At 62.6% G+C, this 21,165-nt stretch carries 17 protein-coding genes; 11 read left to right on the forward strand and 6 right to left on the reverse strand.

Going from position 1 to position 21,165, the window contains the following annotated elements:
* Positions 1–33: 33 nt before the first annotated feature.
* The gene (locus tag PI93_RS12035; protein ID WP_039368723.1) at positions 34–768 is read right to left on the reverse strand and encodes an LOG family protein; all 735 of its coding nucleotides are present in this window, start codon (positions 766–768) and stop codon (positions 34–36) included.
* Between PI93_RS12035 and polA the strand changes: the two genes are divergently transcribed.
* From polA to PI93_RS12055, 4 genes are all read left to right on the forward strand, one after another.
* Positions 769–3,507: a DNA polymerase I gene (gene polA, locus PI93_RS12040; protein ID WP_039368720.1), complete on the forward strand. Its 2,739-nt coding sequence runs from the start codon at positions 769–771 to the stop codon at positions 3,505–3,507.
* A gap of 209 nt (positions 3,508–3,716) precedes the next feature.
* Positions 3,717–5,084, forward strand: a complete 1,368-nt coding sequence (locus PI93_RS12045; protein ID WP_039368990.1) for an NAD(P)/FAD-dependent oxidoreductase — start codon at positions 3,717–3,719, stop codon at positions 5,082–5,084.
* A 231-nt stretch (positions 5,085–5,315) separates the two neighbouring features.
* Positions 5,316–6,191, forward strand: a complete 876-nt coding sequence (locus PI93_RS12050) for a dienelactone hydrolase family protein (RefSeq protein ID WP_039368716.1) — start codon at positions 5,316–5,318, stop codon at positions 6,189–6,191.
* A 232-nt stretch (positions 6,192–6,423) separates the two neighbouring features.
* Positions 6,424–7,269 carry a ZIP family metal transporter gene (locus PI93_RS12055; protein ID WP_236105589.1) on the forward strand — a complete coding sequence of 282 codons (846 nt, stop codon included), beginning with the start codon at positions 6,424–6,426 and terminating at the stop codon, positions 7,267–7,269.
* Between the two features lie 116 nt (positions 7,270–7,385).
* Here the strand turns inward: PI93_RS12055 and PI93_RS12060 are convergent, their stop codons facing one another.
* The 3 genes from PI93_RS12060 to PI93_RS12070 form a co-directional block, all read right to left on the reverse strand.
* Positions 7,386–8,270 carry a sulfurtransferase gene (locus tag PI93_RS12060; RefSeq protein WP_039371199.1) on the reverse strand — a complete coding sequence of 295 codons (885 nt, stop codon included), beginning with the start codon at positions 8,268–8,270 and terminating at the stop codon, positions 7,386–7,388.
* 161 nt (positions 8,271–8,431) lie between these two features.
* Positions 8,432–9,286, reverse strand: coding sequence for a DMT family transporter (locus PI93_RS12065; RefSeq protein ID WP_039371202.1), 855 nt, complete (start codon positions 9,284–9,286; stop codon positions 8,432–8,434).
* 261 nt (positions 9,287–9,547) lie between these two features.
* Positions 9,548–10,663, reverse strand: coding sequence for an aromatic ring-hydroxylating oxygenase subunit alpha (locus tag PI93_RS12070; RefSeq protein ID WP_039371206.1), 1,116 nt, complete (start codon positions 10,661–10,663; stop codon positions 9,548–9,550).
* Positions 10,664–10,890: 227 nt separating this feature from the next.
* On the opposite strand from PI93_RS12070, the gene PI93_RS12075 reads away from it, so the two are divergent.
* From PI93_RS12075 to folE2, 4 genes are all read left to right on the forward strand, one after another.
* Positions 10,891–11,160 (forward strand): exodeoxyribonuclease VII small subunit, encoded by a 270-nt coding sequence (locus tag PI93_RS12075; protein ID WP_010806286.1) that lies wholly within the window; start codon positions 10,891–10,893, stop codon positions 11,158–11,160.
* A 118-nt stretch (positions 11,161–11,278) separates the two neighbouring features.
* Positions 11,279–12,184 (forward strand): polyprenyl synthetase family protein, encoded by a 906-nt coding sequence (locus PI93_RS12080; protein WP_144400254.1) that lies wholly within the window; start codon positions 11,279–11,281, stop codon positions 12,182–12,184.
* A 198-nt stretch (positions 12,185–12,382) separates the two neighbouring features.
* Positions 12,383–14,299, forward strand: a complete 1,917-nt coding sequence (gene dxs / locus PI93_RS12085) for a 1-deoxy-D-xylulose-5-phosphate synthase (RefSeq protein WP_039371211.1) — start codon at positions 12,383–12,385, stop codon at positions 14,297–14,299.
* Between the two features lie 199 nt (positions 14,300–14,498).
* A complete protein-coding gene (gene folE2, locus PI93_RS12090; protein ID WP_039371213.1) occupies positions 14,499–15,308 on the forward strand; it encodes a GTP cyclohydrolase FolE2 in 810 nt (269 codons plus the stop codon).
* Between the two features lie 87 nt (positions 15,309–15,395).
* On the opposite strand, the gene tsaD is transcribed toward folE2, so the two are convergent.
* A complete protein-coding gene (gene tsaD / locus PI93_RS12095) occupies positions 15,396–16,427 on the reverse strand; it encodes a tRNA (adenosine(37)-N6)-threonylcarbamoyltransferase complex transferase subunit TsaD (RefSeq protein WP_039371216.1) in 1,032 nt (343 codons plus the stop codon).
* Positions 16,428–16,516: 89 nt separating this feature from the next.
* Between tsaD and PI93_RS12100 the strand changes: the two genes are divergently transcribed.
* The 3 genes from PI93_RS12100 (at position 16,517) to dnaG (ending at position 20,542) form a co-directional block, all read left to right on the forward strand.
* Positions 16,517–17,767 (forward strand): BaiN/RdsA family NAD(P)/FAD-dependent oxidoreductase, encoded by a 1,251-nt coding sequence (locus tag PI93_RS12100; RefSeq protein WP_039371593.1) that lies wholly within the window; start codon positions 16,517–16,519, stop codon positions 17,765–17,767.
* Between the two features lie 372 nt (positions 17,768–18,139).
* Positions 18,140–18,589, forward strand: coding sequence for a GatB/YqeY domain-containing protein (locus PI93_RS12105; RefSeq protein ID WP_010806280.1), 450 nt, complete (start codon positions 18,140–18,142; stop codon positions 18,587–18,589).
* Between the two features lie 69 nt (positions 18,590–18,658).
* Positions 18,659–20,542, forward strand: coding sequence for a DNA primase (gene dnaG / locus PI93_RS12110; RefSeq protein WP_039371595.1), 1,884 nt, complete (start codon positions 18,659–18,661; stop codon positions 20,540–20,542).
* Positions 20,543–20,556: 14 nt separating this feature from the next.
* Here dnaG and PI93_RS25080 read toward each other — a convergent pair whose 3' ends face one another.
* Complete coding sequence (locus tag PI93_RS25080) at positions 20,557–21,054, reverse strand: hypothetical protein (protein ID WP_191623420.1); 498 nt, start codon at positions 21,052–21,054, stop codon at positions 20,557–20,559.
* Between the last annotated feature and the right edge of the window lie 111 nt (positions 21,055–21,165).

The following is a 21,165-nucleotide window of genomic DNA, read 5'->3' on the forward strand; positions in this document are numbered from 1 at the left end:
GCGCCGTTTTTTCATGGACAGCGATGACGGCGATTACAGATAGAACATCTTCTCGCTGGTTTCCGTCTCCGGCTCGATGTGGCCGTCATAGAAAGCGAATACGGCCTTGAGGATTTCGTCGGGATCGTCGATGACCTGTACCAGATCGAGATCCTTTTCGCCGATGAGGCCCATCGGCAGCATCGTCGAGCGCACCCAGTCGAGCAGCCCTTTCCAGAACTCCGAGCCCACGAGAATCACGGGCACGTGGCGCGATTTCTGCGTCTGGATGAGGGTCAGGACTTCGGACAGTTCATCGAGCGTGCCGAAGCCGCCGGGCATGATCACGAAGGCGTCCGAGTTCTTCACGAACGTCACTTTACGCGTGAAGAAATGGCGGAAGCGCAGCGAGATGTCTTGATACTGATTGCCCTTCTGTTCGTGCGGCAATTCAATGTTCAGACCCACGGTGGGAGAGGCGCCGCCATGTGCGCCCTTGTTGGCCGCTTCCATGATGCCGGGCCCGCCGCCAGAGATCACCGCAAACCCGTTGTCGGAGAATTTGCGGGCGATGGTCATCGTCAGTTTGTAGAACGGCGATTTCGGCTTGATGCGCGCGCTGCCGTAGATGCTCACGGCCGGTCGGATCTCCGACAGGTACTCGGTGGCCTCGATGAACTCTGCCATAATCGTGAACATCTGCCACGATGCGCGCGCCTTTTTGGCAGTGGCGCGTTCATGGTCTGCCAGCATGCGCAGACTCGGTATCTCTTTTCTTCTCTTGGTCATATGTCGGAACAGCAAAGTCTGGAAGGTAAGACGCTCTTATTGGTCGATGGTTCGAGTTATCTTTATCGAGCCTATCACGCCCTGCCGGATTTGCGCGGCCCCAACGGCGAACCCACCGGGGCGCTGCACGGCATCGTCAATATGCTGCGCCGCATGCGTAAAGACGTACATGCAGAGTATAGCGCCTGCGTTTTCGACGCCAAGGGCAAGACCTTTCGCGACGATTGGTACCCCGAATACAAGGCGAATCGCCCTTCGATGCCGGAAGATCTGCGCGCACAGATCGAACCGATTCACGAAGCCGTGCGCGCCATGGGCTGGCCGCTGCTGATGATCGACGGCGTGGAAGCCGACGACGTGATCGGCACGCTGGCGAAACAGGCCGCCGAGCGCGGCATGCGCGTGGTGGTCTCCACGGGCGACAAGGATCTGGCGCAACTCGTGAACGATCGCGTCACGCTCGTGAACACGATGACCAACGAGACGCTCGACGCGGATGCCGTCACGGCGAAATTCGGCGTGCCCCCCGAGCGCATTGTCGACTACCTGACACTGGTGGGCGATACGGTCGATAACGTACCGGGCGTGGAAAAGTGCGGACCGAAGACGGCCGTCAAATGGCTCACGCAATACGGCGATCTCGATAACCTCGTCGCGAATGCGGCCGATGTGAAAGGGGCGGTGGGCGAGAATCTGCGCCGCGCGCTCGACTGGCTGCCGATGGGGCGCAAGCTCGTGACGGTCGCGCTCGATTGCGATCTCGCGCCGCAGGTGACCTCCATCGAGGCGAGCTTGCAGACGCAACCCGAAGACGTGGAGACGCTGCGCGATTTCTTCGCGCGCCACGGCTTCAAGACGCTGCTGCGCGAAGCCGAGACGGCCGTTGCCGCGCAGGCCGGAGAGGACGCGCCGGCACCGGTGGCCGACACGATCGAGCGTCAGTACGAAGCGGTGCTGACGTGGGAGCAGTTCGACGCGTGGCTGAAGATCATCGAAGCCGCCGAATTGACGGCATTCGACACAGAGACCACCTCGCTCGATGCCATGCAGGCGCAGCTTGTGGGCCTGTCGTTTTCCTGCGAGCCGGGGCGTGCCGCTTATATTCCCGTGGCGCATCGCGCGCCGGGCGAGGTCGAGCAATTGCCGCGCGACGAAGTGCTCGCGAGATTGAAGCATTGGCTTGAGAGTCCGGACCACAAGAAGGTCGGTCAGAACCTGAAGTACGACTCGCATGTGCTCGAGAATTACGGCATCTTGCTGGGCGGTATCGCCCACGACACGCTGCTTCAGTCATACGTGGTCGAATCGCACCGCAGCCACGATATGGATAGTCTGGCGTCGCGTCACCTCGGTGTGACGACGATCAAGTATGAGGACGTGTGCGGCAAGGGCGCCAAGCAGATCGGTTTCGACGATGTCGGTATCGAACAGGCCACGGCATACGCGGCGGAGGACGCCGATATCACGTTGCGTTTGCACCGCGCGCTCTATCCCGATGTCGCGCGCGAAGCCACGCTGGAATTCGTCTACAGCAACATTGAAATGCCGACGGCACGTGTGCTCCAGCGTATGGAGCGCAATGGGGTGCTCGTCGATTCGGCACGCCTCGCCGCGCAAAGCGACGAAATCGGCCACAAGCTGATTGCGCTGGAAACCGAGGCCTACGCCTTGGCCGGGCAGCAATTCAACCTGAATTCACCCAAGCAGATCGGGGATATCTTCTTCACGCAACTGCAACTGCCGGTCGTCAAGAAGACGGCCAGCGGTGCACCATCGACCGATGAGGAAGTGCTTCAGAAGCTGGCCGAGGATTATCCGTTGCCGAAGGTGTTGCTCGACTACCGAGGCCTGGCCAAGCTCAAGTCGACCTATACCGACAAGTTGCCGAAGATGGTGAATCCGTCGACCGGGCGAGTCCACACGAACTATGCACAGGCGGTCGCGATCACCGGACGTCTGGCGTCGAACGATCCGAATTTGCAGAACATTCCGGTGCGCACGGCCGAGGGGCGTCGTATTCGCGAGGCGTTCATTGCGCCGCCGGGCAGCCAACTGGTTTCCGCCGACTATTCGCAGATCGAGTTGCGCATCATGGCGCATATCTCGGGCGACGAAAGCCTGCTGCGCGCGTTTGCCAACGGCGAGGACATCCACCGGGCAACGGCGGCGGAAATCTTTGCCGTCACGCCGCTCGAAGTCTCTTCCGAGCAGCGTCGCTACGCCAAGGTCATCAACTTCGGTCTGATCTACGGCATGAGCGCGTTTGGCTTGGCCGCGAACCTCGGGATCGAGCGAGACGCCGCCAAGCAATACATCGACCGCTACTTCATGCGTTACCCCGGCGTGGCGCGTTATATGGACGAGACGCGCAAGAGCGCCAAGGCGCGCGGCTTTGTCGAGACGGTGTTCGGCCGCCGGTTGTGGCTGCCGGATATCAACGGTGGCAACGGCCCGCGCCGTCAGGCCGCCGAGCGCGCCGCCATCAACGCGCCGATGCAGGGCACGGCCGCCGATCTCATCAAGCTGTCGATGATCGCCGTGCAGCGCTGGCTGGACGATAGCGGCTTGCAGACGCGTCAGATCATGCAGGTGCACGATGAACTGGTGCTGGAAGTGCCTGATCACGAACTGGCCGAGGTTCGCAAGCGTTTGCCGGAACTGATGTGCGGCGTGGCAAAGCTGCGTGTGCCGCTCGTCGCCGAAGTCGGCGTTGGCGAGAATTGGGAACAGGCCCACTGACGCATTGGGCTGGGCTCACACCTAAAACACGGGCTGCGGCGCAAGCGGCAGCACGCTTTGACCGTCGCCACGAGCGCGTTCCTCAATAGCGGAAATAGGGATGCAGGCATACCCTAAGTCCGCACTCTGCGGTAAGGTAATCGCTATCGCCGGGCTGGCAGTTGCCGACCGGCCGGACGGTTTTCCAAGCACGGGGAGTTATCGTGAGTGTGCATCGAATTGTTGTGGTCGGCGGTGGCGCCGGCGGTCTGGAGCTTGTCACCCGGTTGGGCGACAAGTACGGGCGTGGCAAGGACGTTCAGATTACGTTGGTCGACCGTTCGCTGTCGCACATCTGGAAACCGTTGCTGCATGAGGTCGCCGCTGGTGTCATGGACACCGCGACGCACCAGCTTTCTTACGTCGCGCAGGCCAACTGGCACCACTTCGAGTTTGCTGCGGGCGAGATGATCGGACTGGATCGCACGGCCAAGACGATTCGGCTGGCTGCGGTGCCGGCGGCGGCCGACGAAGGCGAGGGCGACCTGCTGCCTGAGCGCACCTTGCCTTACGACACGCTCGTGCTCGCCATGGGCAGCACCACGAACTTCTTCGGCGTGCCCGGGGCGCAGGAAAATACCATTGCACTGGATACGGTCGAGCAGGCCGAGCGCTTCCGTCGTCGTCTGATGGCGGCTTGCGTGCGGGCGCAAAACGAGGCCGAAGCGCCGGCAGGGCAGAATGCCGCCCCGAGCGAAGGCACGCAGGGCGGCGGAGCGCTCGTGTCGGCATCGGCACGTCGCAAGGTCAATCTGGTCATCGTCGGGGCAGGGGCAACGGGCGTGGAGCTTTCCGCCGAGCTGCGCAACACGGCCGAAGTGCTTCGCTCTTACGGTCTGAAGCTCGATCCGCGCAAGGACGTGGGCATCACCATCATCGAATCGAGTCCGCGCATTCTGAAGGCGCTGCCCGAGCGCGTATCGGGTGCCGTTGCCGGGTTGCTTGGCAAGCTGGACGTCGACATTCTGTGCGGCGATTCGGTCGCCGAGGTGCGCAAGAACGAAGTGACCACCACCAGCGGCAAGGTGCTGCCGGCGGATATCACGGTCTGGTCGGCGGGGATCACGGCGCCGCCGGTGCTCGGTACGCTGGGGCTCGCCGTCAATCGCCTGAATCAGATCGAAGTCCTGCCGACGCTGCAAAGCAAGACCGATCCCGACATCTTTGCTTTCGGCGATTGCGCGAGTTGCGAGTGGCCGGAGCACGGCTTCGTGCCGCCGCGCGCGCAAGCTGCACACCAGCAGGCAAGTTTTCTGGTCAAGGCCATCGAGGCGAGGCTCAAGGGACAAAGCCTGCCGGCGTTCACCTATCGCGATTTCGGGTCGCTCGTCTCGCTGGGCAAGTTCAGCGCGGTGGGTAATCTGATGGGCGGGTTGATCGGCGGCAGCATGTTCATCGAGGGGCTCTTTGCGCGAGTGATGTACACGTCGCTCTATCGCATGCATGTGGCGGCGCTGCATGGTGTCTGGCGCATGATGCTCGATACGGTGGCCAACCGTCTGCGACGCTCCACCGTGCCGCGCGTGAAGCTGCATTGACGTTTGACGCGAGAGGAGCGAGTGCGCTGCCTCTCCCGTCAGAAGGCCTGACTCGGCGGGACGGTCGTGGTTTCGGAGGATTCCGACCACGAACGCGCCGGCGTCCGAGTGCAATGGCTTCCCCTCTCTAGTAATATCCGAACGTCCGGCCCCGGACCGACGGTTCTCCGTCGTTTCCGTTGGCGGTTATCCCGGCAATTCTTCTACCGACGCTTTTCTCTGGAGTGCGACATGTCGCAAGCGGATCTGGATAGTCTCGTGCCCGAAGTGGCGCCACGTAATCGACGCGATTTTCTGAAGACCGCAGTGGGTTCGGCGTTCGCGCTGGCCGTGCTGCCGGTGGCTGCGGAAACCATCACTACGGATACACAAGGCCTCGAGGCGGGCGAAGTCATGCTCGACGTGCCGGGTATCAAGATGCCGGTCTACTACGCGAAGCCGGCGGGCAAGACGCATTTGCCGACCGTGATCGTCGTCTCGGAGATCTTCGGGGTGCATCAGCATATTGCCGACATCTGCCGCCGCTTCGCCAAGCTCGGCTATCTGGCATTGGCGCCGGAACTGTTTGCACGCGCGGGCGATCCGCAGTCGTTGGGAACGATTGCCGAGATCCAGTCGCAAATCGTCTCGAAGACACCGGACAAGCAGGTGTTGAGCGATATCGACGCGACGCTCAAATGGGCGGTGGCCAATGGCGGCGATGAGAAGCGTCTCGGGATCACCGGTTTCTGTTGGGGCGGACGCGTGGCGTGGCTGTACGACGCCCATAACCCGAATGTGAAGGCGGCGGTCGCGTGGTACGGGCGCATCGTCGGCGACAAGAGCGCGAACTTCCCGCAGAACCCGATCGATATCGCGGGCAAGCTGCACGGGCCGCTGCTCGGTCTGTACGGCGGCAAGGACACGGGTATTCCAGTCGCAAGCGTCGAACAGGCGCGAGAGGCGCTGGCCAAGGGCAATGCGGCGTCGAAGGGCTCGGAGCTAAAAGTATTCCCGAATTCGGGGCACGCTTTCTTCGCGGACTACCGGGCGAGCTATGTCGAGGCCGATGCCAAAGAAGGCTGGACGCTGGCGTTGGACTGGTTCCGCAAGCACGGCGTAGCGTGAGTTGCCGATGTTGCCGATGGTCCGGCCGAACCGTCGGACGGAGTGAAGGCATCGGGCAAGTCCGGCACATTGTGCGTGTCGCGCCTATCGAGCGTGCCGGACGTTGTCGCGCTTTGTGGGCCGACGGTTTGCCTGTCACGGAAAAAGCTGGTTAAATCGCCGGCTTGCCTGCGGGAGAATCACCATCGACGCCATCTTCATATTCATCGTTATCGCCACGCTGGCTTCCGGCGTGCTGAGCCTTGCCGGGGCGGCATCGCTGTCGCTTGGCCTGCTTTCGAGGCTCATCGACAAGATGGTGAGTTTCTCGGCGGGCGTGTTGCTCGGCACCGCACTGTTGCATTTGCTGCCGGAGAGTCTGGAGTCGCACGTCGACGCTCACGTCATCACGCGCTGGCTGCTGGGTGGGCTGCTTGGGTTCTTCCTGCTAGAGAAGCTGGCGCTCTTGCGCCACAGCCACCATCACGAGGGCGACGGGCATCACCATGAACACGGGCATGACGCCCACGAAGCAGGCAAGGGCGGCTGGATGATTCTGGTCGGTAGCGCGATTCACAACTTTGCCGACGGTGTCGTGATTGCGGCAGCGTTTCTCACCGATCCGCGCCTCGGTGTGGCCGCAACGGTGTCGATCACCGTTCACGAGGTGGCGCACAAGCTCGGTGACTTCATGGTGCTGCTGAATGCGGGCTTCAAGCGTCGCAAAGCGTTGGTGCTGACGTTGGCGTCGAGCTTGACGGCCCTGGCCGGAGGCGTGCTTGGGTACTTCATGCTCGACCGTCTGCAAAGCCTGATTCCGTACCTGCTGGCGCTGGCGGCGAGCAGCTTTATCTATATCGCGGTGTCGGACCTGATGCCGCAAATGCAGCGCCGGACGTCGCCGCGCGATGCGCTGCCGCAGATTTTGCTGATTGCTGTCGGGCTGACGCTGGTGGTATGGCTCAACGGTCATGATCACGACCACGATCATGGGCACGACCATAAGGACGGCGGCAGCGCCCTCGCCATGTCGACGACGTCCCCGGTGATGGGGGCCGACGGCAGCGGCGTTGCGACAAATGGCAAGTCGCCACATTGATGGCGTCACGCGGTTCGCGACGATGATTGTCGGGGCCTGTCGCAATGAAGAAGGGCGTCCCTGCGGACGCCCTTCTTCATTTCAGCGGTGTCGACAGCGCAGATGCCATGGGCGACTTACGGCTGCGCTCCGGTGGCGACCGGGCGACGCTTGTCGGCACACCATTCACTCCACGACCCCGGATAGAGGCTGGCGCCGTGCAGTCCGGCCACCTCCATCGCGAGCAGATTGTGACAGGCGGTCACGCCGGAGCCGCATTGCGAGATGACCCGTTCCGGCTGGCGATCCTTGCCAATGACCTGGGTGAACTCTTCGCGAAGCGTGGCGGCAGGCTTGAAACGGCCATCAGGACCGAGGTTGTCCTTGAAGAAGCGATTGGCCGCGCCAGGAATGTGGCCGCCAATCGGGTCGAGGGTTTCGTTTTCGCCTCGATAACGATCCGGCGCGCGGGCGTCGATGACCAGACGTTCGTGAGACGTCAGATTGCGCTCGATGGCCGCTGCGTCTGCGGTCGTGGCGAGCGGCTCGCCGGGGCTGAAGTCGCCGGCCGGCGGCGTCTCGGGTGGAGCGGCATCGAGCTTGAACCCTGCGGCTTCCCAGGCTTGCAGGCCGCCGTCGAGCACCGCAACCGATTCATGGCCGAGCCAACGCAGCAACCACCACAGACGGGCCGCGTACATACCGCCCTGGGCGTCGTAAGCGACGGCCTGCTGGCCTTTCGAGAGCCCGCAGTCGGCCAGGTGCCGCACGAGTGCATCGCGATCGGGCAGCGGATGGCGGCCGTTCTTGCCGGTCGGCTTTCCGGACAGATCGCGTTCGAGGTGCGCGTAGAACGCGCCGAAGATGTGACCGTCAACATAGGCGGCTTCACCTGCCGCAGGATTGGCGAGGTCGAAACGGCAATCGAAGATGACCACCGGGGCACCGCCACCGGCGGCAGTTTGCATCAGCGCATCGAGATTTTGCGGACTGATGAGCGTGGTGAAATGCGTGTGAATCATGACGTCTCCGCAGACGGGCGTGGGGGAATCGTTCAGCGGGAACTGACCGAGCTGCTTGCCGGGCGGACGGTGCCCGCAACCACGTGGAGAGCACTGTCGGTGGCCGCGAGCGTTGCCGAGGGCGCTTGGGCGCCCTGGGGATACACATCCGGCGGCGGCCGTCAGGCCGGTGCCGACGGCCGGCGCAGTGCCGTCATGCCGCTCGCCACAATCAGCAGCATGCCGATCCAGCCGGCCAGTGCGGGCCAATCGCCCCAGACAAGCATGCTGATCAGTGTAGCGAAGATTACGCCGGAATATTGCAGATTCGCAGTGACAAGCGTGTTGCCCAGGCTGAAGGCGCGAGTGAGGGCGGTTTGCGCGATGAGCGCGGCAATGCCGATGCCGAGCATCAGTGCAGTGCCGCGCCAGGATAGCGGATGCATGCCTTCGATGGCGACCCAGCCGAGACCCAGCAGCACGCCGCCGAGCGAGAAATAGAAGACGATGCGCCAGTCGGGTTCGCCTGCCGCGCCAAGCTCCTTGACCTGCATGTAGGCGACTGCGGAGAACACACCCGAGACAACGCCTGCGACACCGCCACCCCAAGCCTGACTGTCGATGGTCGGCTGGAGCAGCAGCGCCACCCCGACGAATCCGGCAAAGATCGCGGCGACCAGGCGGAAATCGGTCCGCAGGCTGCCCCGCATGGCGGCAGTCGCCATGACGATCAGCGAAATCCAGATCGGCGACATGTAATTGAGCGTCATCGCCGTTGATAGCGGCAATTGCGTGAGCGAATAGAACCAGAGGCCGAGCGAGATGACGCCGGCCGTGCTGCGTTTGACGTGCGACCCAAGGTGTCGGGTACGGATCGTCTGACCTCGCAGGCCCGCGATCGCCAGCAAGACGATGACGCCGATAAGGCTGCGGTAGAGAACGATTTCGCCGGTGTTGTATTCGTTTGCCGCCAGCTTGATGAAGAGCCCCATCAACGTGAACATGAAGGCGGAGACCAACATCCAGAGCGATTGCATGGCGAATTGTGGCCGATGGACGGCGAAGAAGCGCGTTTTGTGCGGAACGCGGGCGACTCGTGCGGCATCAGTGGTTGCCGTGCGGTCATATCTGAAGCATGGCAACGATTCTAACGAAAACGGCGGACCGATGGTCCGCCGTTCCGTGAAAATTCGGCAAATATTTAATTCAGTCTCGCCGCCGCCACATCGTCGCCGGACAGGACTTCAGCCGGACGTTTCTGCATTCTCACTCGGTGAGAGGCTTCTGGGCCGAAGCGTTCAGAAGTCGCCCATCTGCCGACGCAGGAACTCGTGGAAATGTTGCATGCCGTCTTCCATCGGGCTCTGATAAGGGCCAACCTCAGACACGCCGCGCTCGAACAGGGCGCGACGCCCGGCGTCCATGCGCTCGGCGATCTCGTCGTCCTCGCGGGCCGTCTCCATGTACGCGGCACGCTCCGCTTCGATGAATTCGCGTTCAAAGAGCGCAATTTCCTCGGGGTAATAGAATTCGACGATGTTCGTCGTCTTCTGCGGACCGCGCGGAATGAGCCACGACACCACGAGCACATGCGGATACCACTCGATCATCAGATGCGGGTAGTACACCATCCAGATCGCGCCGAAGTCGGGGGGGACCCCTTCGCGGTAACGTAGCAGCACGTCGTGCCAGTCCCGATAGATCGGGCTGCCCGGCTTGGCGAGGCCTTCGTGCACGCCGACCGTCTGGACACTGTACCAGTCGCCGAACTCCCAGCTCAGGTCTTCGCACGAGACGAAGCTGCCCAGTCCCGGATGGAACGGCACGACATGGTAGTCCTCGAGATAAACCTCGATGAACGTCTTCCAGTTGTAGTTACATTCGTGCACTTCGACGTGATCGAACATGAAGTTCGAAAAGTCGAGATGGTGCTTCACGCCCAGGCGGGCGAGATCGGCTTGCACGTCGCGGCCTTCGGCTTCGAACAGCAGCCCGTTCCAGCGTTGCAGCGGGAACTTGCCGAGGTTCAGGCACGGCTTCTCCGGGAAATGCGGCGCGCCGAGCAGTTCGCCCGTCGTGTCGTAAGTCCAGCGATGGAGCGGGCACACGATGTTGCGTGCTTTTCCGCGCCCATTGAGCATGACCGCCTGGCGATGACGGCAGACGTTCGAGAGCAGTTCAATGCCGCTGTGCTCGCCCGCGCCATTGCGGACCAGCATGCGGCCTTCCTGCTCAGCCGGCAGGGCGAAATAGTCGCCCGTTTCCGGCACCATCAGTTCGTGACCTACGTAACGAGGCCCGTGTTTGAATAGGACTTCACGTTCGCGTGCGAGGAGCGCCTCGTCGAAATACGTGTAGACCGGCAATTGGCTCGAGGCCGGTTTCAATTGCAAAGCGCTGCTTAGATTGGACATTCCCACTCCCGTCGAGCTTGAAAGCAGTGAACAACCCAACCATCGAAAAATCGATTTAGGGAACCGACGATTATACCCGGTATGCACTGTCGGGGGCTGCTAAGTCCATGATTTGCGTTAAATATTGTCCGAAATTTGTCATCGCGAACGGTTTTCAGGCAATTTACGCTCTGCGAGCTGGCGCGCTTTTGCCGTAAAATGGAACATTCGACCTGAATTTTGCGTTTATGGCCAAGACTGCAAAGTCGCAAGACGCGGCGCCCGAGGTGCCGCAGGACCTGCCCGAGACCTACGAAGCTGCGCTCGCCGAGCTGGAAAAGCTTGTAGGGCGTATGGAGGGCGGTGAGCTGGGGCTGGAGGAGTCGCTCGGCGCCTACCGGCGCGGTGCTGTGCTCGTGAAGTACTGCCAGGGCCTGCTCGAGAAGGTGGAGCAGCAGGTCAAGGTGCTCGAAGGCGAAACGCTCAAACCGCTGGAGGCGGCGCGCGACGACTTCTGAACGACGTCTGGCCATAGGGCAATATGGCGACACGATAGCGCGACCTACGACCCAAAGCGTTCCAGGTTGGCCCCCGGGGCGACTCAATAACACGCACGGCCTGAAGGGCACGTGCAGGATGAAGACGATGGCGGATCAGAATATCAAGGCCTGGATGCAGGCCGTGCAGGCCCGTGTGGAACAGGCGCTCGACGCCGCGCTGCCCAAGGCAGCCGATGGCGGCTCGGCGCGACTCAACGAATCGATGCGTTATGCGGTGCTCGGTGGCGGCAAGCGGGTGCGCCCGCTGCTGTGCTTTGCCGCCGGCGAAGTGACGCAGGCCAGCGAGACGGCCCTCGATCGTGCGGCTTGCGCCGTGGAAATGATCCACGCCTATTCGTTGGTGCATGACGATCTGCCGTGCATGGACGACGACGATCTGCGCCGTGGCAAGCCAACGGTACACGTGCAATATGACGAAGCGACCGGCCTGCTCGCAGGGGACGGTCTGCAAACGCAGGCGTTTGCATTGCTTGGCGAAGCCACGGCCGATCTGAGCGCTGCGCAATCGCTTGCCCTGGTGCGCGAACTGGCGCTGGCTTCGGGGGCGCTTGGCATGGCTGGTGGTCAGGCTATCGATCTGGAGAGCGTCGGCATCAAGCTCACGCAGTCGCAGCTGGAAAACATGCATCGCCTGAAGACGGGGGCATTGTTGCGCGCCTCGCTGCGTATGGGAGCGATCTGCGGCCGTGCATTGTCTGACGACGAAACGGTGGCGCTGGATGCCTATGCCGCAGCCGTGGGGCTGGCCTTCCAGGTTGTGGACGATATTCTCGATACCACGGCCGATTCGGCCACGCTCGGCAAGACGGCGGGCAAGGATGCCGCCAATGACAAGCCGACCTACGTGTCGCTGATGGGCCTCGACGGCGCGCGTGCCTACGCAGAAAAGCTGCGTGCCGACGCGCACGCGGCGAGTGTGTCGCTTGGCAATGCGGACCGGTTGCGCGCTTTGGCCGATTACGTGGTCGATCGCATCAACTGACCGGCAGATTGGCCGGACTGGCAAGTTTCGAGGCGGCCTCCGAGCAGGACAGGATCACGGGATCCGGGGGCGGTTGCAGTAAACATAAGTAAGGGGCAAGGAGGGTCGGCGCGATCTCCCCACAGAACGCACCGGCAGGAGATCGGATCCGCTCACTGGGGGAGCTGCCCGATAAAAACGCCTATCTATGGAACGACGATGTACGAACTTCTAAATACCATCGATGACCCGGCCGCGTTGCGGCGTCTGGAGCGTCGCCAACTTGCGCCGTTGGCCGAAGAGCTGCGTGCCTTCGTGCTCGAAAGTGTGTCGCGCACGGGCGGCCACCTCTCGTCCAACCTCGGCACGGTCGAGCTGACGATTGCGCTGCACTACGTGTTCAACACGCCGGAGGATCGCATCGTCTGGGACGTGGGCCACCAGAGCTACCCGCACAAGATCCTGACCGGCCGTCGCGATGCGATGGGGTCGCTGCGTCAGCTCGGCGGTATTTCGGGATTCCCGAAGCGCGACGAATCGCCGTATGACACGTTCGGCACGGCGCACTCGAGCACGTCGATTTCGGCGGCGCTCGGTATGGCGCTGGGGGCGCGCACGAAGGGTGAGAACCGCTTCGGCATCGCCGTGATCGGCGATGGTGCCATGACGGCCGGTATGGCGTTCGAGGCGATGAACAACGCGGGTGTCCACGAAGACGTGCCGCTGCTGGTCATCCTGAACGACAACGACATGTCGATTTCGCCTCCGGTGGGCGCGCTCAACCGCTACCTCGCCCGTTTGATGTCGGGTCGATTCTATGCGGCGGCAAAGAAGGGCGTGGAGAAGGTGCTGAGCGTGGCGCCGCCGGTGCTGGAACTGGCGCGCAAGTTCGAAGAGCATGCGAAGGGCATGGTTGTTCCCGCCACGATGTTCGAGGAGTTCGGCTTCAACTACATCGGTCCGATCGACGGACACGATCTCGAATCGCTGATTCCGACGCTCGAAAACATCAAGAATCTGAAAGGCCCGCAATTCCTGCACGTCGTCACGCGCAAGGGGTACGGCTACAAGCTGGCCGAGGCCGATCCGGTGCTGTATCACGGCCCCGGCAAGTTCAATCCGGCTGAAGGTATCAAGCCGAGCACGAGCAGCAAGAAGACGTACACGCAAGTGTTCGGCGACTGGCTGTGCGACATGGCGGCCGCAGATAAGCGCGTCGTGGGGATTACCCCGGCCATGCGCGAAGGCTCGGGGATGGTCGAGTTCGAGAAGCGCTTCCCGGATCGGTATTACGACGTCGGTATCGCCGAGCAGCACGCGGTGACGTTCGCGGGCGGTATGGCGACCGAAGGCCTCAAGCCGGTCGTGGCCATCTACTCGACGTTCCTGCAACGTGGCTATGATCAGTTGATTCACGACGTCGCGCTGCAAAATCTGCCGGTCGTCTTCGCACTGGATCGCTCGGGTCTTGTTGGTGCGGACGGTGCAACGCACGCGGGTGCCTACGACATCGCTTATCTGCGCTGTATCCCGAACATGGTGGTGATGGCGCCGTCCGACGAAAACGAATGCCGCCAGATGCTCTATACCGGCGTGCAGATCGACGGCCCGTCGGCGGTGCGTTATCCGCGGGGTGCGGGCACGGGCGCGGCCATCGAGCAAACGATGACGGCATTGCCGATCGGCAAGGGCATTGTGCGTCGTGAAGGTCAGGCGCAAGCCGGGCGTCGTGTGGCGATTCTGGCGTTCGGCAGCATGGTGGCGCCGGCGCTTGCCGCGGCCGCGCAACTGGACGCCACCGTGGCCGACATGCGCTTCGTCAAGCCGATCGACGATGAGTTGATCGCACGTCTGGCTCAGACGCACGACTACCTCGTGACGGTGGAAGAGGGCAGCATCATGGGGGGCGCAGGTTCGGCGGTTGCCGAATCCCTGCTCGCCGGTGGGGTTACTCGACCCGTACTACAATTGGGCCTGCCCGATCGCTTCATCGATCATGGCGACCCGGCGGCGCTGCTCTCGGGCGTGGGGCTCGACGCGGTGGGCATCGCGAAGTCGATCTGTGCACGCTTCGACCTGCAGCCGCTGGAGGCCTCTCAGGCCGCCGGCAAGGTCGCGACGAAGCTCGTCGCCTGAACGTCCGGTAGTCCTGAATAGTCGAACGATCCGGCTTGCACGCCGGATCGTTTCGTTTTGCGTTACGTATTTTCCATCCCGTGCCGGGGCTCTCCGGCACGTTCCCGATGACTCTCGCCGGGGGCTTGCGAGCCGTGCGTCGGATACGTTTGCCCATTGCCTCCCCCCAAGTCGGCTTGCCGGCAAAGAAGGAAACTAGATGAATCAGATGAACCCCGCTTTCGTCATGCCGGACGTGCAGAGCACCGTCGATACCCGGCAGATTCCGATTCAACGCGTTGGTGTGCGCGGTGTGCGTCACCCGCTGTCGGTGCGTCTGGCCGATGGCGACGCGCAAGCCACTGTGGGCTTGTTCAATCTCGACGTGCATCTGCCGGCCGATCAGAAGGGCACGCACATGTCGCGTTTCGTGGCGCTGCTCGAAGCGCATCGTGCGCCGATGGACGTCGCAGGTTTTCGCGCGATGCTCGGCAGCATGCTCGATAAGCTCGAAGCCGAGGCTGGCCGAATCGAAGTGACGTTCCCGTACTTCATCAACAAGACAGCGCCGGTCTCGGGCGTGCAGAGCCTGATGGACTACGAGGTGACGCTCACCGGCGATGTGCGCAACGGGCAGACGCGTGTATGGCTCAAGGTGCTCGTGCCGGTCACCAGCCTGTGCCCTTGCTCGAAGAAGATCTCCCAATACGGTGCGCATAACCAGCGGTCGCATATCACCATCGACGCTGAAATTGCGGGCGATATCGCCGTTGAGGATCTGGTGCGCATGGCTGAAGAGGAAGCGTCCTGTGAATTGTGGGGGCTGCTCAAGCGTCCGGACGAGAAGTACGTGACGGAGCGTGCCTACGAGAATCCGAAGTTCGTCGAGGATCTGGTGCGTGATGTGGCAACACGCCTGAACGATGAGTCCCGTGTTGTGGCGTATGTGCTCCAGGCGGAGAACTTCGAGTCGATCCACAATCACAGCGCTTACGCCGTGATCGAACGCGACAAGCGCGTGGCGGCTTGACGTTATCACGTCGCCCTTGTGGCGACGTAACATGAAAAAACCGCTCTTCGGAGCGGTTTTTTTATTGGGCGTTTGCCGTGCGAGGCATTAGACGTTTCGCACGATATCGGCGAGATCCCAGCGCGGGCGAACGGTGTAAGCGTATTCGCTGTCGGCCTCGTCCGGCCAATGCTTGAGGCGCATGGCGCCAGCGAAGGCAATCATGGCACCGTTGTCCGTGCAGAACGCCAGGTCGGGGTAATGCACGCGATAGCCGCGCCGACGCGCGGCTTCGTTGAGTCCGGCGCGCAATTGCGCATTGGCCCCGACACCGCCGGCGACGACCAGCGTCTTCATGCCGGTCTGCTTGAGAGCGGCCATCGACTTGGCGACAAGTACGTCGACGATCGCGTCGACAAATCCTCGTGCGAGATCGGCCTTTTCCTGCTCGCAGACATTGCCTGCGAGGTTGCGAACTTGCGTGAGCACAGCCGTTTTCAAGCCGCTAAAGCTGAAATCGAGATTGCCGGAGTGCTTCATCGGGCGCGGCAGGTCGTAGCGGCCTGGTGTACCGAACTCGGCCAGGCGTGAAACTGCCGGGCCGCCGGGATAGCCAAGTCCCAACAGTTTGGCCGTCTTGTCGAAGGCTTCGCCTGCGGCGTCGTCCAGCGTTTCGCCCAGCATGGCGTATTGGCCGAAGGCGCGCACTTCCATCAACTGCGTGTGCCCGCCGGAGACCAGCAGTGCGATGAATGGGAAGTCGGGGGCGTCGGGAGCCAGCAGGGGGGAAAGCAGGTGGCCTTCCAGATGATGCACGCCGACCACCGGGCGATCGAGCGCGAAGGCGAGGGCGTTGGCGACACTGGCGCCGACCAGCAGCGCGCCGGCGAGTCCGGGGCCTTGCGTGTAGGCGATGGCGTCGACGGCGCCGAGCGTCTTGCCCGCCTGGGCGAGCACTTCCTCGGCGAGGGGCAGCGCGCGACGAATATGGTCGCGAGAGGCCAGTTCGGGCACCACGCCACCGTATTCGCGGTGCATGGCAATCTGCGAATGCAGTGCGTGCGAGAGCAGGCCGGCCTCGGTGTCGTAGAGGGCGAGACCAGTTTCGTCGCAGGAGCTTTCAATGCCTAGAACCAGCATGGCGAGAGGGAGTACGCGGAGCGTCAATAGAAGGGATAACCCTGAAGTATACCAGTCGACCTCTTCCCCCGCCGGTTACAATGCGCGCCATGGAAAAGTTCGATGTAGCGATTGTGGGTGCTGGCGCGGCCGGCCTGATGTGCGCGGCGGTGGCCGGGCAGTTGGGGCTGCGCGTGGTGCTCATCGATCATGCGACGCGCCTGGCGGAGAAGATTCGGATCTCGGGCGGCGGACGCTGCAATTTCACCAATATCAACGCCGGGCCAGCCAATTACTTGTCCGAGAATCCGCGTTTCTGCCGCTCGGCGCTGGCCCGCTATACGCCGCGCGACTTTCTGGATTTGCTGGGACGTCACCGTATCGCCTGGCACGAGAAGCATCGTGGGCAGCTGTTTTGCGACGAAAGTGCGGAAGACGTCATCGAAATGCTCCGCAAGGAGTGCGCGGCAGGTCATGTGCACTGGCGAATGCCCTGCGCAGTCCATACGGTTGCGTACACAGAGGCCGGCGGGGCACATCGCTATCATTTGACGACCGATGCAGGGCATATCGCGGCTAAAAGGCTTGTGATTGCGACCGGCGGCCTGTCGATTCCGAAAATCGGCGCGACGGATTGGGGGTACCGCATGGCCCGTCAATTCGGGCTGGAGATCGTCGAGCCGCGTCCTGCGCTGGTGCCGCTCATGTTCGACGCGTCGACATGGGCACCCTTTGCGGGTCTGTCGGGTCTGTCGCTGGAGGTCGAAGTCGGCACAGGTAAGGGGAAGGACGCCGGGAGTTTTGTCGAGGATCTGCTGTTCACGCACCGCGGGTTGTCGGGGCCGGCCATCCTTCAGATCTCCAGCTTCTGGACGCCGGGACAGCCAATTACCCTGAATCTGGCGCCAACGTCGGACATCGAGGCGGCATTATTCGAGGCGAAGGCTGCGTCGAAACGTCAATTGGCCAACTTGCTGGCGCAATGGGTGCCGGCGCGACTGGCTGACGCGTGGGTCGCCAATAGCGGACTTTCGCCGCAGGCGCGCGTACAGGAGCTGCCGGACAAGGCGTTGCGCTCGCTGGCTCAGGCTTTTTCGGGCTGGACGCTCAAGCCATGCGGGTCCGAAGGCTGGCGCAAGGCCGAAGTCACGCGAGGCGGGGTTGATACGCGGGGGCTATCGTCCGCAACGATGGAAGCCCGCAGTCAGCCGGGGCTGCATTTCGTCGGCGAAGTCGTGGACGTGACGGGGTGGCTCGGCGGCTACAACTTCCAGTGGGCCTGGGCGTCGGCAGTGGCTTGTGCCCGGGCGATGTCCGAAAGCGTCAAGGCCGGACGCGCGGGAGAGGACGCGCTGTCATAGACGGCCACTCTCGCGCTGTGATACGCTCTCACCTTCGTGGAGACGACGCATCAGTGGTTGTTTTCGGGACGTTTGTGACGACAGTTCAGGACGCCTCCGAAGTATTTGCCGGTGGTTTGCGTCTGACACGTCACCAGCCGAATGGGTGTCGAGCCCTGGGCCGGGGGCGGGTCCAGGTCTCCGGCGAGCCCGCTTGTGATCGCGTCCGTGATCGTCTCCCCAAGCGGGTTTTTGTGCTTTCTGCGCCCCGTTCGTCGCTGCGCCAGTTCATCGGCTGCGGTCGCATACGGTGAGCGCCTGATGGCGGTCGTCCTTTTCTTTGGGGCGGCATGCACTACACTGAAACGTATTCGAATTCCGGAACCCCTGCTCATGAGTCTGAAAGAACGCATCAACGAAGACATGAAGACGGCCATGCGCGCCAAGGCCGCCGACAAACTGGGGACCATCCGGCTGCTGCTCGCGGCAATCAAACAAAAGGAAGTCGACGAGCGTATCTCTCTTGACGATGACGCGGCGGTTGTCGCCATCGTCGACAAGCTGATCAAACAACGCAAGGATTCCATCAGCCAGTTCCAGGCTGCCGGCCGTACCGATCTGGCCGACAAGGAGGCTGCCGAACTCGAAGTGCTCCAGGTCTACATGCCGCAGCAGCTTTCGGCGGACGAAGTCGCGCAGGCGGTCAAGGCCGCCGTGGCGCAAACCGGCGCTGCCGGTCCGCAGGACATGGGCAAGGTCATGGGTGTGCTCAAGGGCCTGTTGGCCGGTCGTGCCGACATGACGGCCGTGTCCGCGCAAGTGAAGGCGGCGTTGGCTGCGTAATCCGGTGGTGCGGCAACTTGCCGTCGCTTGGGCGACGGTGCAGCACCGCATCGCGATGGCATCGATCCAGTGATTCCCCAGTCGTTCCTGCAGGACCTGCTCAACCGCGTCGATATCGTCGAGGTGGTGGGTCGCTACGTTCAGTTGAAGAAGGGGGGCGCGAACTTCATGGGGCTGTGCCCCTTTCATAACGAGAAGTCGCCCTCATTTACGGTAAGTCCCACCAAGCAGTTCTATCACTGCTTCGGGTGTGGCGCGCACGGCAGCGCGATCAGCTTCCTGATGGAGCATGCCGGACTCGGATTTGTCGAAGCTGTCGAGGAGTTGGCCCGCAACGTCGGGCTGGATGTGCCGCGTGAGGCGCCGCTGCCCGGCGCGCCGGCACCTGCTGCGCAACGTGCGCAAACCCTCGGTCTGGTCGACGTGATGACGCGGGCCTGCGACTATTACCGCAAGCAGTTGCGGGGTGCGCCGGTCGCCATCGAATATTTGAAGCGACGTGGCTTGACGGGCGAAATCGCCGCGCATTTTGGCCTGGGCTACGCCCCGGATGGCTGGCAGAACCTTGAGGCCGCATTTCAGGATTACCGCGACGACCAGTTGCTCGATGCCGGCCTTGTCATCGAGAGCGAGAAGGGCGAAGCGGGCGGCGCAAAGCGACGTTATGACCGTTTTCGCGACCGGATCATGTTCCCGATCCGAAACACGAAAGGGCAAGTGATCGCTTTCGGCGGACGGGTGCTGGACAAAGGCGAGCCGAAATATCTGAACTCGCCGGAAACACCGCTTTTCAGCAAGGGCAGTGAGCTGTACGGATTGTTCGAGGCACGCATCGGTATTCGCGATGCGGGCTATGTGCTGGTGGTGGAAGGCTATATGGACGTGGTCGCGCTGGCGCAGCTTGGCTTCCCGCAGGCGGTGGCCACATTGGGGACGGCATGTACGCCGATGCACGTTCAGAAGCTGTTGCGCCAGACCGAGACGGTGGTGTTCAGCTTCGACGGTGATGCCGCAGGCCGCCGCGCGGCACGCCGCGCGCTGGAAGCCTGTTTGCCGCATGCAGACGACAACCGGAGCTTCAAGTTCCTGTTCTTGCCGAGCGAGCACGATCCAGACAGCTACGTGCGTGAGCACGGCGCGGACGCGTTTGCCGACGAAGTGTCGCGCGCCATGCCGCTGTCGCAGTTCCTGATCGGCGAGGTGACGGCCGGCAAAGAGATGCATCAGCCCGAGGGCCGGGCGCGCGCGTTGTTCGAGGCGAAGCCGCTGTTGCAACAAATGCCGGCAAACGCGTTGCGGGGACAGATCCTGCATGCGCTGGCCGAGCGGGTGGGCAGTTCGATCGAAGAAGTCGCTGAGTTGTGCGAGTTGCAGATCGGCGCCGCGCGCCGTCAGAACACGTGGGACAAGGCGCCGGCCAAGCGCGAGAAGCGTCGCGTGGTGGGCACCGAGCATCGGGCATTGCAGAATCTGCTGATGTTTCCGGTGCTTGGGAATGAATTGACGGAAGAAGAGACCAAGATTTTGCTGGATGGGCGTCAACATGCCGAGATCTTCTCGGAAGTGCTGGCGCATTGCCGCGAGATGGGGGCGCAGGCCGAGTTTCGTTTCATGTCAGACCGGCTGCGGACGTCACCCAATTGGGCAAGCTTCGACGACATCATCCGCGAAATCCTGGCCTTCGAAGAGAATGCCCGTGACCTGTTGTTGTTCGACCCTGCCGATGAGGCGCAGGCCGAGCGTCGCGAGGAGCAGATTGCACTGCGGCTCACCGAGCTGCGAAGCGCGATTCGGCGCTTGCAGTACGACGGGCTGTGCGAGGCATTGGAGACGATTTTCAAGCGGCCGTCATTGACGTCCGATGAATTGCGCCACGCTCAGGCGCTGTCGCGGCAACGCGACGAATTGAAGCGGCTGCTGGCTCCGGTCGGCACAGGAGGCGCGCGAAGTTGAGGTAAGCCCGCGTGCTATAATGGAAAGTTTTCAGTGGGCTGTTTTCTGGCAAGCGAGATCGCTATGGCAAAGATGACAACGACCAGCGGAAAAAAGACGGTTATCCCTGCACCGAAGGCAAAGCGCGCCACAAGCGCGGCGGCGGCATCAGGTGGGAAGGGGGCGTCTCGTTCTGCGAAAGCTGGCGTTGCCGTAAAAGCGGGCGCGGTTGCGCAAGCCACGAAGAAGACAGCCAGCCAGGCAAGTTCGGCGAAGCGTACTACGCAAGTAAAGGCAGCCGCCGGCGCAAATAAGACGACCGGCAAGACGGCTGCGAAGGTGACCGATGTCACCAAACGCAAGAGTGCGACCGCCGCGAAGGTGGGGGCTGCGAAAGCGGCCAAGCCGACGGTGAAGTCCGAGCCGCCCGTCAAAGCGACGAAGACGGCAACGACCGCGAAGGCGACGGCAGGCGGGAAACCGCAGGCCCGACAACCCGCTGAAAAAAGCGCAAAGAGCGCAACTACCGCCAAGGCGTCGACCTTGGCGGGCCGCAGTACACCTGCAACGCGAGCCCCACGCAAGACCGGGGCTTCACGCAAACCCGAGGCAGTGGATGTCACGCCGGCAACAGTGGAACCGCC

Origin of the sequence: Pandoraea fibrosis, from assembly GCF_000807775.2 — a bacterium.
GTDB classification, from domain to species: domain Bacteria; phylum Pseudomonadota; class Gammaproteobacteria; order Burkholderiales; family Burkholderiaceae; genus Pandoraea; species Pandoraea fibrosis.

Bases quoted from the DNA above. Each gene is read 5' to 3' on its own strand.
- PI93_RS12035 (WP_039368723.1), bottom strand. From the start codon at position 768: ATGACCAAGAGAAGAAAAGAGATACCGAGTCTGCGCATGCTGGCAGAC.
- polA (WP_039368720.1), top strand. From the start codon at position 769: ATGTCGGAACAGCAAAGTCTGGAAGGTAAGACGCTCTTATTGGTCGAT.
- PI93_RS12050 (WP_039368716.1), top strand. From the start codon at position 5,316: ATGTCGCAAGCGGATCTGGATAGTCTCGTGCCCGAAGTGGCGCCACGT.
- PI93_RS12060 (WP_039371199.1), bottom strand. From the start codon at position 8,270: ATGATTCACACGCATTTCACCACGCTCATCAGTCCGCAAAATCTCGAT.
- PI93_RS12065 (WP_039371202.1), bottom strand. From the start codon at position 9,286: ATGCAATCGCTCTGGATGTTGGTCTCCGCCTTCATGTTCACGTTGATG.
- PI93_RS12070 (WP_039371206.1), bottom strand. From the start codon at position 10,663: ATGTCCAATCTAAGCAGCGCTTTGCAATTGAAACCGGCCTCGAGCCAA.
- PI93_RS12075 (WP_010806286.1), top strand. From the start codon at position 10,891: ATGGCCAAGACTGCAAAGTCGCAAGACGCGGCGCCCGAGGTGCCGCAG.
- PI93_RS12080 (WP_144400254.1), top strand. From the start codon at position 11,279: ATGAAGACGATGGCGGATCAGAATATCAAGGCCTGGATGCAGGCCGTG.
- dxs (WP_039371211.1), top strand. From the start codon at position 12,383: ATGTACGAACTTCTAAATACCATCGATGACCCGGCCGCGTTGCGGCGT.
- folE2 (WP_039371213.1), top strand. From the start codon at position 14,499: ATGAATCAGATGAACCCCGCTTTCGTCATGCCGGACGTGCAGAGCACC.
- tsaD (WP_039371216.1), bottom strand. From the start codon at position 16,427: ATGCTGGTTCTAGGCATTGAAAGCTCCTGCGACGAAACTGGTCTCGCC.
- PI93_RS12100 (WP_039371593.1), top strand. From the start codon at position 16,517: ATGGAAAAGTTCGATGTAGCGATTGTGGGTGCTGGCGCGGCCGGCCTG.
- PI93_RS12105 (WP_010806280.1), top strand. From the start codon at position 18,140: ATGAGTCTGAAAGAACGCATCAACGAAGACATGAAGACGGCCATGCGC.